The sequence below is a fragment of the Alkaliphilus metalliredigens QYMF genome, from assembly GCF_000016985.1.
Taxonomy (GTDB): Bacteria; Bacillota; Clostridia; order Peptostreptococcales; family Natronincolaceae; genus Alkaliphilus_A; species Alkaliphilus_A metalliredigens.
Genome location: NC_009633.1, coordinates 793,845 through 809,829 on the forward strand (window position 1 = coordinate 793,845; position 15,985 = coordinate 809,829).

The 15,985-nt window shown below is 37.1% G+C and carries 15 protein-coding genes; 13 read left to right on the forward strand and 2 right to left on the reverse strand.

Annotated features, from left to right (window positions below; translation table 11 throughout):
- The first annotated feature begins 142 nt into the window (after positions 1 to 142).
- The 4 genes from AMET_RS03755 (at position 143) to AMET_RS03770 (ending at position 4,328) form a co-directional block, all read left to right on the forward strand.
- On the forward strand, positions 143 to 1,924 hold the full coding sequence (locus AMET_RS03755) for a flavocytochrome c (RefSeq protein WP_012062027.1): 1,782 nt from the start codon (positions 143 to 145) through the stop codon (positions 1,922 to 1,924).
- 247 nt (positions 1,925 to 2,171) lie between these two features.
- Positions 2,172 to 2,675: a nitroreductase family protein gene (locus tag AMET_RS03760; RefSeq protein ID WP_012062028.1), complete on the forward strand. Its 504-nt coding sequence runs from the start codon at positions 2,172 to 2,174 to the stop codon at positions 2,673 to 2,675.
- Positions 2,676 to 2,872: 197 nt separating this feature from the next.
- Positions 2,873 to 3,715, forward strand: a complete 843-nt coding sequence (locus tag AMET_RS03765) for a DegV family protein (RefSeq protein WP_012062029.1) — start codon at positions 2,873 to 2,875, stop codon at positions 3,713 to 3,715.
- Between the two features lie 196 nt (positions 3,716 to 3,911).
- The gene (locus AMET_RS03770) at positions 3,912 to 4,328 is read left to right on the forward strand and encodes a C-GCAxxG-C-C family protein (RefSeq protein ID WP_012062030.1); all 417 of its coding nucleotides are present in this window, start codon (positions 3,912 to 3,914) and stop codon (positions 4,326 to 4,328) included.
- 77 nt (positions 4,329 to 4,405) lie between these two features.
- On the opposite strand, the gene AMET_RS03775 is transcribed toward AMET_RS03770, so the two are convergent.
- Positions 4,406 to 5,206 (reverse strand): AraC family transcriptional regulator, encoded by an 801-nt coding sequence (locus AMET_RS03775; RefSeq protein ID WP_198135388.1) that lies wholly within the window; start codon positions 5,204 to 5,206, stop codon positions 4,406 to 4,408.
- A gap of 192 nt (positions 5,207 to 5,398) precedes the next feature.
- On the opposite strand from AMET_RS03775, the gene AMET_RS03780 reads away from it, so the two are divergent.
- The 6 genes from AMET_RS03780 to AMET_RS03805 all read left to right on the forward strand — a co-directional run bounded on the left by AMET_RS03780 (position 5,399) and on the right by AMET_RS03805 (position 11,806).
- A complete protein-coding gene (locus AMET_RS03780; protein ID WP_012062032.1) occupies positions 5,399 to 7,024 on the forward strand; it encodes an FAD-binding oxidoreductase in 1,626 nt (541 codons plus the stop codon).
- On the forward strand, positions 6,984 to 7,763 hold the full coding sequence (locus AMET_RS03785) for an electron transfer flavoprotein subunit beta/FixA family protein (protein WP_012062033.1): 780 nt from the start codon (positions 6,984 to 6,986) through the stop codon (positions 7,761 to 7,763). The genes AMET_RS03780 and AMET_RS03785 overlap by 41 nt, the downstream gene beginning before the upstream one ends.
- A gap of 1 nt (position 7,764) precedes the next feature.
- On the forward strand, positions 7,765 to 8,943 hold the full coding sequence (locus tag AMET_RS03790) for an electron transfer flavoprotein subunit alpha (protein ID WP_012062034.1): 1,179 nt from the start codon (positions 7,765 to 7,767) through the stop codon (positions 8,941 to 8,943).
- Between the two features lie 54 nt (positions 8,944 to 8,997).
- On the forward strand, positions 8,998 to 10,230 hold the full coding sequence (gltS, locus tag AMET_RS03795) for a sodium/glutamate symporter (protein ID WP_012062035.1): 1,233 nt from the start codon (positions 8,998 to 9,000) through the stop codon (positions 10,228 to 10,230).
- 217 nt (positions 10,231 to 10,447) lie between these two features.
- Positions 10,448 to 10,858 (forward strand): DUF2721 domain-containing protein, encoded by a 411-nt coding sequence (locus AMET_RS03800; protein WP_012062036.1) that lies wholly within the window; start codon positions 10,448 to 10,450, stop codon positions 10,856 to 10,858.
- A 78-nt stretch (positions 10,859 to 10,936) separates the two neighbouring features.
- A complete protein-coding gene (locus tag AMET_RS03805) occupies positions 10,937 to 11,806 on the forward strand; it encodes a GNAT family N-acetyltransferase (protein WP_012062037.1) in 870 nt (289 codons plus the stop codon).
- Positions 11,807 to 11,950: 144 nt separating this feature from the next.
- Here AMET_RS03805 and AMET_RS03810 read toward each other — a convergent pair whose 3' ends face one another.
- Positions 11,951 to 13,150: an HD-GYP domain-containing protein gene (locus tag AMET_RS03810; RefSeq protein ID WP_041720320.1), complete on the reverse strand. Its 1,200-nt coding sequence runs from the start codon at positions 13,148 to 13,150 to the stop codon at positions 11,951 to 11,953.
- 332 nt (positions 13,151 to 13,482) lie between these two features.
- On the opposite strand from AMET_RS03810, the gene AMET_RS03815 reads away from it, so the two are divergent.
- The 3 genes from AMET_RS03815 to AMET_RS03825 all read left to right on the forward strand — a co-directional run bounded on the left by AMET_RS03815 (position 13,483) and on the right by AMET_RS03825 (position 15,882).
- On the forward strand, positions 13,483 to 14,337 hold the full coding sequence (locus tag AMET_RS03815; RefSeq protein WP_012062039.1) for an HDOD domain-containing protein: 855 nt from the start codon (positions 13,483 to 13,485) through the stop codon (positions 14,335 to 14,337).
- Between the two features lie 180 nt (positions 14,338 to 14,517).
- Positions 14,518 to 15,183 (forward strand): transporter associated domain-containing protein, encoded by a 666-nt coding sequence (locus AMET_RS24110; protein ID WP_012062040.1) that lies wholly within the window; start codon positions 14,518 to 14,520, stop codon positions 15,181 to 15,183.
- A gap of 132 nt (positions 15,184 to 15,315) precedes the next feature.
- Positions 15,316 to 15,882, forward strand: a complete 567-nt coding sequence (locus AMET_RS03825; RefSeq protein WP_012062042.1) for a hypothetical protein — start codon at positions 15,316 to 15,318, stop codon at positions 15,880 to 15,882.
- Positions 15,883 to 15,985 lie beyond the last annotated feature (103 nt).

Here is a 15,985-nt window from a genome sequence, read left to right on the forward strand (position 1 = left end):
AGTCTCTTGTATGCATTAAAAAAATGAAAAGCGTGTTGACAAAAAAATAACATTGAATTATAATAAACTTATTCATTGAACTCGTTCTACGAATTGATTCTATGAATGATTATGATTTAAATATCTATTATAAGGGGGAAAAATGATGAGAAAAACAAAAAAAATGTTAGCAATACTGATGATACTAGCGATGTTTTTTACTGTTGTTGGATGCAGTGAAACAACAGATGCGCCAGCAAGTGGAGAGGGTCTATATACAGCTGGTACATATGTTGGAGAAGGAGAAGGCTTTGCAGGTCTAATTAAGGTAGAGGTGACAGTGGATGAGAATGAGATACAAGAAATTAAAATCTTGGAGCACAATGAATCCGCTGGAATAAGTGATAGTTCAATTGCAAACATTCCTACAAAAATCGTAGAATATCAAAGTCTTAACATTGATACCATATCAGGAGCCACAGGAACAGGTGCAGGAATATTAGAAGCAGTAGAAGCTGCTTTAGTACTGGCTGGTGCTGATATTGAAGCATTAAAGCAGGCTAAGGGCGAAGATACAGCCTCTGGGGAAATCATTGAAAAAGAGGCGGATGTGATTGTTATTGGAGGTGGAGGTGCAGGTCTTGCAGCTGCGGTTTCAGCAAGTGAGGAAGGAGCCTCTGTTATTTTAATTGAAAAGCTGCCTATGCTGGGTGGAAATACGATTCGTTCTGGTGGTGCATTAAATGTTGTCTATCCAGAGAGGCAAGAAAGACAGGGAATTGAAGACTCTGTAGATAAGCATTTTGAAGATACCTATCAGGGTGGAGATGAATTAGGTAACCCTGAACTAATAAGAACTTTAGTGGAAAACGCTTATCCAGCATTAAGATGGTTAGAGGATAAGGGATTAGAGCTTCAAGATGAAGTGTTCACTGTGTTGGGTGCTTTATGGCCAAGAAGTCACGAATCTGTTGATCCTTTAGGGTCAGGCTTTATTAGAGTGTTACAAACTGAGGCTGAAAAAAATGGCGTTGAAATCCTAATGGAAACAGCTGCTGAGGAATTAATTATAGAGGATGGAAGAGTAGTTGGGGTACTGGCTACATCAAAGGGTAACACTGTGACATTGAAGGCTAACAAAGGAGTCATTATGGCTACTGGAGGCTTTGCTGCTAATGTAGATATGAGAGTGAGATACAATCCTGACTTAGGAGCAAATTTACAAACCACCAATAGCCCAGGTGCAACTGGGGATGGAATCATTATGGGAGAAGCTGTAGATGCCAATTTACTAGGCATGGATTATATTCAGTCCTTACCATTGGGTGATCCTGAGACTGGAAGTTTAACTGGATGGGCTGGTAATGACGCTGCAAATTATCTCTTCATTAACAAGGAAGGGAACCGATTTGTAAGTGAAGCAGGCCGTAGAGATGTTATGACCAATGGGTTAATAGAGCAGACCGATAGTTTTATGCATATAGTAGTTGATTCTCAATCGATGCCTGATGGATCCAAGAATCATTTTAATGAGACCATCGAAGATCTAGTGGAACGAGGACAAACATTAAAGGCTATGTCTTTAGAGGAACTAGCTGAAAAAATGAATGTTGATGTTGACAACTTCACAGAAACAATAGCTAAGTACAATGAAGCGGTGGATACCGGCGTTGATGAATTTGAAAAGCATTTACTAGATAAAAAAATAGATCAAGCACCATTCTATGCCAGCCCACGTGTACCAACAGCACATCACACCATGGGTGGATTAGAAATCAATAATGAGGCACAGGTTATTGATATCAATGGGAATGTAATCCCAGGCTTCTACGCTGCCGGTGAGGTAACAGGAGGAATTCATGGTTCAAATAGACTCGGTGGCAATGCAATAACAGATATCATTACATTTGGTAGAATTGCCGGTAAGAACGTTGCTGGGAATTAGTGAGCAAAATAGATTGAAAAGCATCTAAGGTTGTCATGTTGAGAAACACTTAGGTTTGGAATACAAGAAAGTCCAGCATCCGAAGCGTATGTGAAATACGTAGGGGTGCTGGACTTTTGATGTAACGGAAAGATCAACGAATCAACCGTCCCTAGTGCTAAGGCCTAGTGCTAAGGCAAAAACTTTTAGTCCACTGCTAAATAGGGTATAATATAATAATAATCAATAAGAATAGGAGTGTGGCAAAATGAAAGAAATATTTAGTAGAAGAAGTATTAGAAAATATAAGGACCAACCTGTTGAGGAAGAGCAAATACAAAAAATGTTACGAGCAGCGATGTATGCACCTTCTGCGGGGAATGAAAAACCATGGCATTTTGTTATTGTAAAGGATAGAAATAAGTTAAATGATATCACTAGCTTTCATCCCCATACCCAAATGTTAAAGGAGGCACCACTAGGAATCATGGTCTGTGCAGATGTGAGTGATGTTAAATATGATGGGGCATTTTGGGTTCAGGATATTGCTGCCTCTGTACAAAATATCCTTTTGCAGGGAGAAGAATTGGGTCTTGGAACCTGTTGGTGTGGGGTGTATCCTAGGGAAGAACTTGTGGAAAGCTTTTCGAAATTAGCAGAGCTACCAGAACATATCATTCCAGTAGCTGTGATTGCTGTGGGTCATCCAGCAGAAGAAAGAGAAGTGAGGGAACGGTATAATCCAGATAGAGTACATTATGAAACGTGGTAAGAAGAGATTGATACTAAGCTGTAATTGAAACCCACAAACAACTCCTGTTCCCCACCACTGGATTTTACCTAGTGGTGGGTTTTTAAAAATAAAACTGATTCTATTGTTGCAAATACTAATCTTATGTTGCAGGATATATGGAAATGTATGGTATACTATAATCAAGTTTTAAATTATTAATGAACGGAGGGCTATCATTGAATAAAATTGCATTGGTGACTGACAGTACAAGTGATTTAAACTACGAGGAAGTTAAGAAGTACAACATTCATGTACTACCTTTAAAAATTGTTTATAAGGACAGGGAGTATACTGATCGGGTGGACATAACCCCTGATGAGGTTTACAGCAACATGGAGGTTGAGGTACCGACAACTTCACTTCCCTCTATTGAAGTGATTGATCGTCTTTTCGTCAAGCTTAAGGAGGAAGGCTATACCCATGTCATTGCAGTTACAATTTCTGCGGGTTTATCCGGTACATATAATAGTGTTAGACTGGTAAGTGAGAATCATCCTGAATTGAAGTTTGAAATATTTGATTCATTGGCATTAACCCTTGGAGCAGGAGCTATCGTATTAGCCTGTGGGGAAATGCTTAATGAGGGTAAAGAATTTGAAGAAATAGTCAAAGAACTTCCTAGACTCAGGGATAAAATAAGAGTTTACTACGTGTTAGATACTCTTAAGTATCTGATCAGGGGTGGGCGAATTGGAAAAGTGCCAGGAAGTATAGGGGAACTTTTAAATATGAAACCCATTATTTCAATTAATAAAGAGGGCGTTTACTATACACATTTAAAGGTAAGGGGTAGAAAGCAGAGTTTATCAAAGCTTTTTGCTATCGTGAAAGAATCACTTGAAGAACAAAAGGCAAAGGTTTGGGTTCTTCACGGTGGAGGAGAGAAAGAAGCACGGGAGCTTCATAAAAAGGTTTTAGAACTTGCTAATGCTAGCCAAGTGGGCTTTAGTGATATAAGTCCTGTTGCAGGAGTACATACAGGACCAGGTTTAATTGGTGTTACAATCATGACGGAGTAGATAGAAATAGATCCATTAACAGAGACTACCAGAAAGATAAGTGATATAGGGGCAGGTGTGTTGATTAGATATAAATCAATCAACCTGTCCCTAAAATTGTCTTTAAAGGGATAGTGGGGAGGGTCCTCGTTGTTCAGAAGTGTATCGGTATCCTTAGTGGGAATATGATAAAATAGGAATAAAAAGGGTGATAAACGTGCTGAAAGATGTAGCAAAAAAGTATTATCTGAATGGATATAATTGTGCAGAGGCCATGCTTTATGCAGGAGATGAATATTATCAGTTAGGATTAGATAAGAGCATATTTAAAGTAATGGCTGGGTTCGGTGGAGGGGTAAATACTGAAGACCTTTGTGGTGTGGTGAGCGGGTCCGTTGCTCTTTTAGGGGTTTTATTTGTGGAGAAAAATGCATACGGAAGTGAGCATATCAAAGAATTGACAAAAGAATTTATTGAAGCCTTTAAAAAAACAAAGGGAAGTATGAATTGTAAAGAACTAAAAGACCAATATCGAGATGAAAAAGAAAAATGTAGCTGTGTGGTTGAGTCAGGAGCAGCGGTTTTAGAAGAAATTATCAAAGGATTCCAAAAAACAAAGGAAACCACTATGTAAATATGAGTTAAACAAAAATAAGACCTCCGGGTCTTATTTTTGTTTGGGAGACAGTGCATCAATCCCATAGCTTGAAATTACAGTCTGATTCCCTTCTGATACTCCTTTCGATAACGACCAGGAGAAATATTTGAAAGTTTTCCAAAGGTTCGAATAAAATGTGCATTATTATGAAACCCAGCTTGTTCTCCCGCAGCCTGTACACTGCAACCATCCCTAAGAAGTGAACGTGCTTTAAGTATACGGTTACTGATAATATATTGGCCAACTGAAAAACCCGTTGCTGCTTTAAAAATATGGCATAGATGATACTTACTGATATAAAAATTCTCAGCAATAGAATCTAAACTGAGATCCTCAACTAAATTATTCTCGATATGTTTAAGGATAGGGGACACGCGCTTGAAGTCCGAATTGTCGGATGAATCAATTGGGTCATTATCTTCAAGTAGAGACCAAACTTCTAACAAAATATCAACAAAAACCATGTCTCTTTTTAAATCATCTCCAAAAGCATTAGATTTAGAATGACGACATTTTTCAAATCGTGATATCAAAGATGATAATTGATCTTCATTTAATTGGATACAACGGTTTGATTTGCTGAACTGTGAAAGTAGATTCGTCTGATTGGTAGATATAGAATAGAGTGTTTCTCTTGTGAAGTGTAGTACATATCTTTCATAGGATTTACAATTATCTGCAATCGTACGATGTAGTACTGTATCTTTAAGAACTAGCAACGTACCACGTTTCAAAGGGTAAAGATTACTTTCAGCAAAACAGCTTCCAGCATCAGTTAATGAAAGTAGGATTTCATAATTTTCGTGAAAATGATGACTTTGCATATACCATTCATTATCACGATTAAGATTCAAATTATAATCAAAGTTCATGTGGCACCCCTTTTTTGATAGTAGCACATATCTAAATTAATAGCAATATAAGCAAACAATATCTCAAATTATCGATAGAATGTGATTATTAATTGTTATATATTTAGAAGCAAACAGATGCAATTTTCAAAATAGATTGAATATTACGAAAATAATTTATTGGGAAGTGATCATATGGAAAGTAGTCTATTAAAACCTATGGATGAGGAATTAAGTGAATATTTAAGAGATGAATCACGGGTAATAGGAGCTGCAGAAAGTATTTCCTTTCCTAAAAGTCAACAAGAAGTCATCACGATTATAAATGAGTTATATTCAAAAGGAATTCCAATTACTGTACAAGGGACTCGGACTGGATTAGCAGCGGGGGCAGTTCCAAAGGGTGGACACATAATGAATCTTTCTAGGATGGATAGTATGACAGCCATGAGAAGTGATGAAGAGGGTCACTTTCATATAACCCTTCAAGCTGGTATGATCCTTTCACAACTGAGAAAACAGATTGAAGGTAGGAAATTCGATGTAGAAAAATGGAGTGTGGAATCAAGGAAAACGTTGGTAAAATTTCGCGAAGCCCCTGAACAATTTTTCAGTCCTGACCCAACGGAAGGATCTGCTACGATTGGGGGCATGGTTGCATGTAATGCATCGGGAGCACGTAGTTATTTATATGGATCCATAAGAAAACATATTACGGCACTGAAAATTGTCCTATATAATGGACACACCTTGTCAATTCAACGAGGAAATGTATTTGCCAATGGAAGAACACTGAACCTAGTGACTGATCAAGGATATGGATTTACTGTTCTGTTACCTTCCTATGAGATGCCAAAAACAAAAAATGCATCAGGCTATTATATTGAGAAGGATATGGATGCCATAGATTTATTCATAGGTTCCGATGGAACCCTTGGTGTGATTACAGATATTGAAATTAAGCTGTTACCACTTCCTCAAATCATGTGGGGAGTAAGTTGTTTCTTTGAAAAGGAAAAGGATGCAATTGAATTTGTGATAGCACTACGAGAACGACTTGATGATGTTGCTTCTATGGAATTCTTTGATGGAGATTCTTTAGAATTATTACGTAAGCAAAAAAATGAAAACCCAGCATTTTCTAAGCTGCCTGTAGTTGAAAAAAGAATGAATACTGCTATATACATCGAGCTTCATTGCGAAAATGAAAAATTAGCTATTGAAAACCTCACTAATGTTGGTCTATTGATGAGAGAATCAGGTGGATGTGAAAAAGATACTTGGGTTGCACGCAATGATGCAGACAGAGATAGTTTGCTTTTCTTCAGACACGCTGTACCGGAAAGTGTGAACATGCTGATTGATGAAAGAAAGAAAGAAGATCCTATCATAACAAAACTGGGTACCGACATGTCTGTACCCAATCATCACTTACGTCATATAGTGGGCATGTATCGCTCTATGCTAAACGAGCATGGACTACAATCGGCTATCTGGGGACATATCGGAGATAATCATTTGCATGTAAATATACTGCCCCATAATGAAGGGGATTATATAAAGGGAAAAGCGTTATACGCTGAATGGGCAACTGAGGTATCAAAGTTGGGGGGAGCTGTTTCTGCTGAACATGGAGTTGGTAAGCTTAAAGCAAATTTCCTGACAGTCATGTATGGACAAAATCACATTGATGAGATGGCTGAGCTTAAGGAAACATTTGATCCAAAGGGTATTTTGGGTACAGGGAATATGTTTACGCCACAAAAGGAGGTGGTCGTATATGAAAATTGTCGTATGCATAAAACAAGTACCATCGACTAATGAGGTTCGTCTTGACCCTGTGACCAACACGATTATGAGAGATGGACGTCAATCAGTAACAAATCCATTTGACACATATGCAATAGAGCAGGCCGTTCAGATCAAGGAGGAACTTGGTGGAGAGGTAATTGCTCTAAGCATGGGGATTCCAGCTACTGAGAGATTGTTGAGGGATGCAGCAAGTCGGGGAGTAGATAGTGCAATGCTTTTATCAGACAGAAGCTTTGCAGGAGCCGATACTTTGGCAACAGCCTATACATTGTCTCTTGGAATAAGACGGTTTCATGATATTGATTTGATTCTTTGTGGAAAAATGGCAGTGGATGGTGATACTGCCCAGATTGGACCTGAGCTAGCTGAGAATCTTGGCATTCCCCATATAACAGATGTTTCTGAGTTTATCAGTGTTTCTTCAAAGGATATTGTGTGTAAAAAAATAACGGATACTGGACACCAGGTGCTACGGGTTAAGCTGCCTGCACTTCTGACGGTTGTCAAGGATATTAATATGCCTCGTCTACCATCTATTCCAGGGATTATTTTTGGACTAACGGCACCCTTTGAATTGAGAGATGCCGAAGCTCTAAAGGCAGATCCTAAACGTATTGGATTATCAGGATCACCCACCCAAGTCGTAAAAACATATGTACCACAACGTCAAAGTGAGGCACAGCAGATTGAAGGGGATGCTAAAATCCAGGCAGATAGCATTGTAAAACTAATTAAGGAGGTGCAGTAGCATGTCGCAATTAACAATAAACCTGGAAAAATGTACTGGATGTGGTTTATGTATCAAAAGCTGTGCTACTGATGCACTTCATAAGGAGAATAACAAAGCTATGGTAAATGAGAATTGTACCCTGTGCGGAATCTGTATAGACAGTTGTCCCTTTGAAGCCATATCCATAGAGAAGGAAAATTTGGAGGAAGTAGATCTTTCACTATATGAGGGTATTTGGGTATTTGCAGAACAGCAAAAGGGAGAAATATTGCCAGTGGTATATGAGCTATTAGGTAAAGGAAAAGAGCTTTCTCTAGAAAAAGGATGTAAGCTCACAGCCCTAATATTTGCAGATGAAGTGCAATGTAATATACAGAAATTAATCTCCTATGGTGCCGACAGGGTTATCTTTTGTGAAGATGCTGCATTGGCTGAAAAGCTTGATGAAAACTATATTGAGTTATTTGATACACTCATTAATAAACATAAGCCTGACATCTTATTATTCGGTGCAACGGGATTTGGACGATCCCTTGCACCAAGGGTTGCAGCAAGAGTAGGTACGGGTTTAACTGCGGATTGTACCCTATTAGAAATAGATAAAGAAAGTGGATTGCTTCAACAAACAAGACCGGCTTTTGGTGGGAATTTGATGGCAACAATTATTTGTCCCAATCATAGACCACAAATGGCCACGGTACGACCAGGAGTATTGCTGCTACAGGAGGAGAATACATCAAATGAAGGTGAGGTCATAGCTGTTCCTATGCCTACCATAAGGCATAATCATATCGAAATACTTGAGGAAGTTCTGAGTGGAGAGATAAATACCATTGCTGATGCCAAAATAATCGTTTCAGTAGGACGTGGAATCGGGTCTCAAAAAAATATGAGTCTGGTACATAGATTAGCAGAGCTGATTGGTGGAAATGTTGGTGTAACAAGATCCCTAGTGGATATAGGTTGGAGCCAGTATGAAAATCAAATAGGGCAGACCGGATCTACAGTAGCACCTAAGCTTTTGATTGCCTGTGGTATCTCCGGTGCAATCCAACATCTTGCTGGTATCAGTAATGCAGAGACGATTATTGTAATCAATAGTGATCCTGATGCTCCCATATTTTCTGTTGCAGACTATAAAGTAGTTGGTGACTGTGTTGAAGTGATCAAGAAATTGATAGCGACCCTTGAGGACTAAAATGCTTTCTTCTCTATGAAATATTTAAATTTAATTATATAAGGGGGGAATTAAATGTTAACCATCAAGTTTGATATGACCCAAACACTTTTTATCGCTGTACTTCTATTGTTGTCCGGTAATTTTATTAGAAGCAAGGTTACATTTTTACTGAAGTATTGTATTCCAGGGCCTGTGATTGGAGGCCTCATCTTTTCGGTTTTAGCTTTGGTATTGCGGCAATTCGGGATTATTACATTTAGTTTTGATACCACATTACAACAATTCTTCATGAATTTATTCTTTACAGCCAGTGGATTTGGAGCCAGTATGATTTTATTAAAAAAGGGTGGGAGAATGGTAGTGATTTTCTTGGGCTTAGCTGCGGCATTGGCAATTTTTCAAAATATAACTGCTTTAGGTCTGTCTAAAATACTTGGTGTGGAGCCAATGATTGGATTAATGACAGGCTCAATTCCTATGACAGGAGGTCATGGAAATGCCGCTGCCTTTGCTCCTATTGCTGAACAAATGGGATATCAGGGAGCACTAACTGTTGCTGTAGCAGCTGCTACATTTGGTTTGGTTGCTGGTTCGATGCTGGGTGGACCCGTTGCCAATAACTTAATTGAAAAAAAGGGATTATTCGATAAAACAACACAACAAGAAAAAACAGAGGAAGTACATACTGAATCTGGGTCAACGGCAGTTGCAGCTATTTTAGAGAATAAAGCCCATCTATTTGATGCAAAAAGATTATCAAAAGGATTTTATTTAATTTTCATTGGTTTAGGGTTGGGTTCTATCTTGCATATTATTTTTAAAACAGCCCTACCAACGGTTACGTTACCAATTCATGTAATGGGTATGCTAGGGGGCGTCATCATGAGAATTACCTTAGACATAAAGAAAATACAAGTTCCGGAAGAAGAAATTGATACAATCGGAAATGTATGTTTGGGGGTTTTCGTTTCCATGGCTGTCTATACAATGAGATTATGGGAGCTTGCTGAATTGGCATTACCTCTTATCATATTATTATTCGCACAGGTGCTTTTGATATTTTTATTTGTCAGATTTATCACCTTTAATGTGATGGGTAGAAATTACGATGCTGCAGTTATTTGTGCTGGACATATTGGATTCGGAATGGGTGCAGTACCAGTATCTATGGCGAATATGAAAACAGTAAGTGACAAATTCGCATATTCTAAAATTGCATTCTTTGTTGTTCCTATTATAGGGGGGTTGTTTAGTAATTTTACAAATGCAGCCATTATCACATTTTTCATGAACGCCACAGGTTAATTGAAATGGAAGTAGCAGCCATTTAAAAGGTTAAAAACAAAATTTTTTTCACAAATATTCCCCTGAACACGAAGAATTAAACAAGTCGTGTAGGGGAATATTTTATTGAAAATAGAAGAAGCAAAACAAAGGGATATGATTGTTTTATGGTATAATATTAATGAATAAATAAATAGGATGAGGATTAATCTCAAAGAACAAGAATGGGGATGATAATTTGGAACTTACGTTGACAACACCTGCCCTACTTTTTCCAGCAATATCACTTTTAATGCTGGCGTATACAAACAGATTTATTGTTCTTGCACAATTAGCAAGAGATCTATATACCGAGTATAGAAAAGAACCCAATATTATTTTAAGTCAGCAGATAAATAATTTGAGAAGACGAATAAAGATTATCAGAAGCATGCAACTATTTGGTGCATTGAGCTTCTTCTTTTGTGTTATGAGTATGTTTTTAATATTCGCAGGGACCATGATTTTAGCCCATATAACATTTGGACTAAGTTTAATATTACTATTGGCTTCATTAGGGTTTTTACTAGCAGAATTACAAATATCCATTAATGCTTTAGACATTCAATTAAAAGATTTTGAAAGTGATATGAGTGAAAAAGTTAAATAAGTCCCGTAGAAGTTAAGTATGAGAAGGGTTAGATATGCTTAAAAATTTATTGGAAATGAACGGGTGTGAAGATAAGTGATGACTGTAATAACCAGAAATATAAAAAAAGAAGATAAAGAAGAAATTAACAAGTTAATTCAAGTGTTAAATAAGAGGGATGATCTAGGATATTCCATAACTGATGAATGGCTTGACTACGTGATACAGGAAGCAGGAGAAGGTATATTTGTGGCTGTTTATGAGGAAAAGCTGATAGGACTGGCTACCTGTATGATCAATCAAATGGATAAAACCCAGGCTGCAATTAATGTTGTTATTCATCCAGAATATCGAAGCCAAGGCTTTGGTTCTACCCTTTATTATAAAGTAATGAACTATGTAAAGGACAAAAAAATAAAGGCAGTGGAAACATATGTGAAGAAAAGATTGCATAATGCAGTGGGCTTTGCTCAGAAGAGAAATTTTGAAACAGTCCTGTACTCCTGGCATATGGAATTAGAATTGAATGAGGCCAACTTTCAGCTACTAGAGCGACAAAATATAGTATTTAGAAAAGCCATCATGTCAGATGATAAAAGCTATGCCCAAATCATAAACCAATGCTTTGGAGATGGATTAGATAACAGTGCATTAGGGCATCTATTAAGAGACCCTTCTATACGGGTTTACATGCTTGAAGGAGAAGGAGAAGTGATCGGAACAACTACCATGCAGCTGAGGGAAAAGTTATCCCTAGGATATATCTACGATGTGGCAATCATTGAACAGTACAGGGGACAAGGATTAGGAAGTTATATGTTAAAAAATTGTCTTGATGAGTTGAAACATAATCATATCAATAAAGCATCACTACTGGTAGCAGGGGGAAATAAAAATGCCCTAGCATTGTATGAAAGAGTAGGATTTAAAGAGGTAGATACAGATATGATCATGCAAAAAATCATTTAGAAATGAACTGAGGTCACCCATTGTGAGGTGACTTTTTTCAATGCTTTCAATAAATAAAAGTAATGAAACACTAAGCAGGGGAGGTTATATTTTATATCAACACAACCCAAACTTTAAATATGGAATTTCCTCACGTAACTGTCTCTATATAAACTCCACAAGATTATTATGAAACGTTTTAAGGGTAATATGAATAAAACGGTTATCCTCTGTTTTGATCAGCGTGCTAGAATCGATTCGATCGAATAGTACAATATCTCCTGTGAAAATTTCTTCTGTATTCACTCTGACTTTTTGACCAATAAAGTAATCATATATCCTATTTTCAAAAATGTAAAATACATTTAAATCCACTTCTTTTAAATGATTTAAGTGAATGAGATTGATGGCTCTCAATGGATTTTCTTGGTTATTCTGGGTATAGTAACCATATAAATGAGCAATGTAAAGAATTTTAGAAAATAAAGAGATTCTATTTTTCCTATATTGAGAGGGAAACCCTTTTCCATCCATCTGTTCATGGTGGTGAAGAATGGCCTTTTTAGAAAGGTCACTTAAGAAGCTTACATTTTTCAACATTAAATAACTGTGCTTCGCATGTTGACGGTATGCAGCTTGATCCTCCTCGGAAGTAGAATAGGGCTCATATCGAACTTCGGCTGGAACCTTTGAAAGTCCTACATCGGCCATCATACCACAAACAAAGAGCTCTTGATTTTGCTGATCGTCTAGATGTAACCATTTTCCAATCATATAACTGGTTATACCCATTTGATAGCAATGAATATATAAGGAATCTCCTACATTTTTTAGTTTATCCATCACTTGAAACACACTAACAGATTTTTCTATGATCTTCATGCTTTCCAATATTGACTGCTCTAATGTATTGGTTTCTTGATGTGTGTCTTCTGTCAGTGAGGCAAAGACTTCATTAAATCCTTGCTCCCATTGGGGTAAGGTTTTTTTAAAAAAATCCATGTCTTCTATGTCTAAGGAGTCAATAATTTCTCCAAGGGGCTGGTTTTTTTTACTTCTGATCTTGGTAGAGGTATTTTCAGTTGCCTTTTCCCCAAGGGTATCAGCTTGGATATTCATAAGATCAGACAATTGATCTGCTGTTACTTCTTTTTCAATTCTGACACTGATTGTCTCTATATTGTGTTGTTCTAATATTCTTTTCATTCTATCTGCTGTGGCGTTATCCTTTACCTTATAGTTTTTAGGGATAATAATATTTCCTTGAGGATTAAGAATTTCATTGCTAATAATCATATCTGGTTGTATGCTTATTGTGGGTATGGTAAATCCAAGGCTTTGTTGAGTATTAGATTCTTTTGTCACAACAATCATCCTTTCTATTTTGAAAAATTACATCAGAGTGTTACTGTAAATAGATTACATTATAATTTGCTATACTGAACAACTGATTACATTATAATCTTTTTAATGAGTTTATGCCATAGGCATAGAAAATTCAAAAAATAAATAGGTAAATTTCCCTATAATAAAGAACAAGAAGAGTAAAGTAGGGGGCTTATAATTTTCATTCTGACTTTAAAAGATAAGCCCAATAGGCTATATCTATCTTATATAAAGTCCTATACAATGTAGGTAACAATAGTCCTATTCAATTTGGAGAATAAATGGAAGGATTATAAGGGAGGAATACTTTAATGAGTATGAATCATATCGATATAGAAAAAATAGTGAATCATGTAGAAGATATACCGACATTACCTCACATGATTAATAAAATTATGGAGTTAACCGACGACCCTGAATCCACAGTACAGGATATTGAAAATCAAATTATGAAGGATCAAGGACTGACCACAAGGGTATTAAGAAGGGCTAATTCTGCCTACTATGGCTATCCTAGGAGGATTAGTAGCATCTCTCAGGCCACGGTGTTACTAGGATTTGAAACCATTAGGAACATCACCTTGTCCGATGCAGTGAAGGGTATTTTAGCAGAAGAGCTACCAGGCTATGGACTCAAGCAGGAGGACTTGTGGGTACAATCGCAATCCTGCGCCATGATTTCTAGACATATAGCAAAAAAGTTAAAATATAAACAGGCTGATGAGGTGTATATTGCAGGCCTCTTAAGGGATATAGGAAAGGTGATTTTAAGTCACTATTTAGGTGAACGATATCAATTGGTGTCGAAGCAAGTGATAGAAGGGAAAACTTTTTTAGAGGCTGAAGAAGAGGTGTTAGGGTTTCACCATGCTGAAATAGGAGCAAGGGTTGCAGAAAAATGGAATTTACCTGCTGATCTAGTGGATGCCATTGCATACCATCATACTCCTGAAAAAAGTGAAATGAATGCGATAACTACTTCAATCGTACACATTGCAGATGCGGTGACCATGATGATGGGAATTGGATTAGGTGTTGATGGGATGGCATATGGACTATCTCCCTATGCTATTGAAAAGCTAAGTTTAACAGAGGTGCAGGTGCAAGAAATTATAGGAGAGTGCATCGATCTGTTGGTTGATGAGAGTTCTTTTACCATTGATTAAAATGAATAGATCATATAGCTAAAAAGGTAAGGGGTGTCTAGATAGATGAGACACCCCTTATTGATCTTTTGAAGTAATTTCCATCTATAAAAAGATATTTATTCAACCTATTGCCAAACACTTTACAAGGGTCTATAATAAGGTTGCGATAAATATTATATACAGAGAGAAGATGGAGAAATGAGTACAGAAGGATTTAAAAAGAAACTGGTAAAATACGCTATGAATTTGGAGCTTATCATTGCAGTATGTATTGTGGTTGCAGTTATTGCTGGAATTGTAGTCTTAGCTAAACACCTGGCAGTCATAGCAGTAGCAGATGGTTATAACATCTATGAAACATTTAAAAAGTTCTTAAGTATAGCCCTGTTGCTGATCATTGGAGTCGAGATGGTATTAATGCTACTCTCTCATTCCACCAGTAGCATACTAGAATTAGTTCTTTATGCAATCACAAGAAAGATGTTGATTTACAGTGAAACCATGCTTGACTTAATCCTAGGGACAGTGGCCATTGCCATTGTGTTCGTTATCCGTAAATATTTAATGTCTAATAAATATAGAAAAGAAAGTAGCTATGAAGGTGCGATTATTTCTGCTGCATCCCCAATCCATGATTTGAACTTTGATTCAGATTTAGATATTCCTGAAAACAAAGGAACGACTGTAGGTGGATTGATATGCCGACTTTCTGAGGAAACATGTAATCCTGTGGAGGAAGGGGCAAAATATACAGTAGGTAATGTCACCATGAAAATACTCAAAATAAAGGATGGACTTATTGAAAAGGTTTTATTGACTGAGGATGAGGAAAAGGAAACGGAAACGGAAACTTCATCTCATTAATAGCCAGTGGCGTTAAAATTGAAAGATCCTGAAAAGGGTCTTTTTTTATTTTTACACCTAAAAAAAATGCCAATATCTGCCGATAAGAATTATACAAGCATATCAACTGTTGGAACAAAGGAGGTGGAATAGATGAAAATCAATAACATAACGAATAAAAGTCAATTTACGACTTCGACCGTGGCACCTAAAGAAAATAAACAGAAAAAAAGTAATCAAGCGAGTCTGAAAATACAGGATGAATACACGCCAGTTCAAAATGAAGTGAAGGAAGCTACCTATAAAAAACCGATTGTTAAGGTAGATGAATCCACCATTCAAAAGCTTAAGGAAGAAAGTGAAAGCGCACATAATCATCTTAGGGAAATGGTAAAACAGCTTTTAGAAAGACAAGGATTGACATTTAAAGACCTTGCAGGATTAGACGAAGGGGTTAAAATTGATGAGGAAACTCGTTTAGAAGCCCAGGCCATGATTGCAGAAGGTGGACCCTTCAGTCCTGAAAATGTAAGTGATAGACTCATAGCCTTTGCCAAAGCCATTTCGGGAGGAGACAAAGGAAAAATTGACATATTAAGATCGGCAATTGAAAAGGGATTTAAGGAAGCGCAAGAGATGCTAGGAGGAGAACTGCCTGAAATATCCCATACAACCTATGAATTAACCATGGAAAAACTAGATGCCTGGTTAGCAGAATAAGGAGAACAAAAAAAGATCCTGAGGGATCTTTTTTGTGTAAATAAGACTTGAAACTTCATAAAATGAAATTAATAAAGCTATTCTTTGATAACGGAGTGATCCT

What these genes read in the sequence shown, in the direction of transcription:
- AMET_RS03755 (WP_012062027.1), top strand. Translation starts at nt 143, where the DNA reads ATGATGAGAAAAACAAAAAAAATGTTAGCAATACTGATGATACTAGCG.
- AMET_RS03760 (WP_012062028.1), top strand. Translation starts at nt 2,172, where the DNA reads ATGAAAGAAATATTTAGTAGAAGAAGTATTAGAAAATATAAGGACCAA.
- AMET_RS03780 (WP_012062032.1), top strand. Translation starts at nt 5,399, where the DNA reads ATGGAAAGTAGTCTATTAAAACCTATGGATGAGGAATTAAGTGAATAT.
- AMET_RS03785 (WP_012062033.1), top strand. Translation starts at nt 6,984, where the DNA reads ATGAAAATTGTCGTATGCATAAAACAAGTACCATCGACTAATGAGGTT.
- AMET_RS03790 (WP_012062034.1), top strand. Translation starts at nt 7,765, where the DNA reads ATGTCGCAATTAACAATAAACCTGGAAAAATGTACTGGATGTGGTTTA.
- gltS (WP_012062035.1), top strand. Translation starts at nt 8,998, where the DNA reads ATGTTAACCATCAAGTTTGATATGACCCAAACACTTTTTATCGCTGTA.
- AMET_RS03805 (WP_012062037.1), top strand. Translation starts at nt 10,937, where the DNA reads ATGACTGTAATAACCAGAAATATAAAAAAAGAAGATAAAGAAGAAATT.
- AMET_RS03815 (WP_012062039.1), top strand. Translation starts at nt 13,483, where the DNA reads ATGAGTATGAATCATATCGATATAGAAAAAATAGTGAATCATGTAGAA.
- AMET_RS24110 (WP_012062040.1), top strand. Translation starts at nt 14,518, where the DNA reads ATGAGTACAGAAGGATTTAAAAAGAAACTGGTAAAATACGCTATGAAT.
- AMET_RS03825 (WP_012062042.1), top strand. Translation starts at nt 15,316, where the DNA reads ATGAAAATCAATAACATAACGAATAAAAGTCAATTTACGACTTCGACC.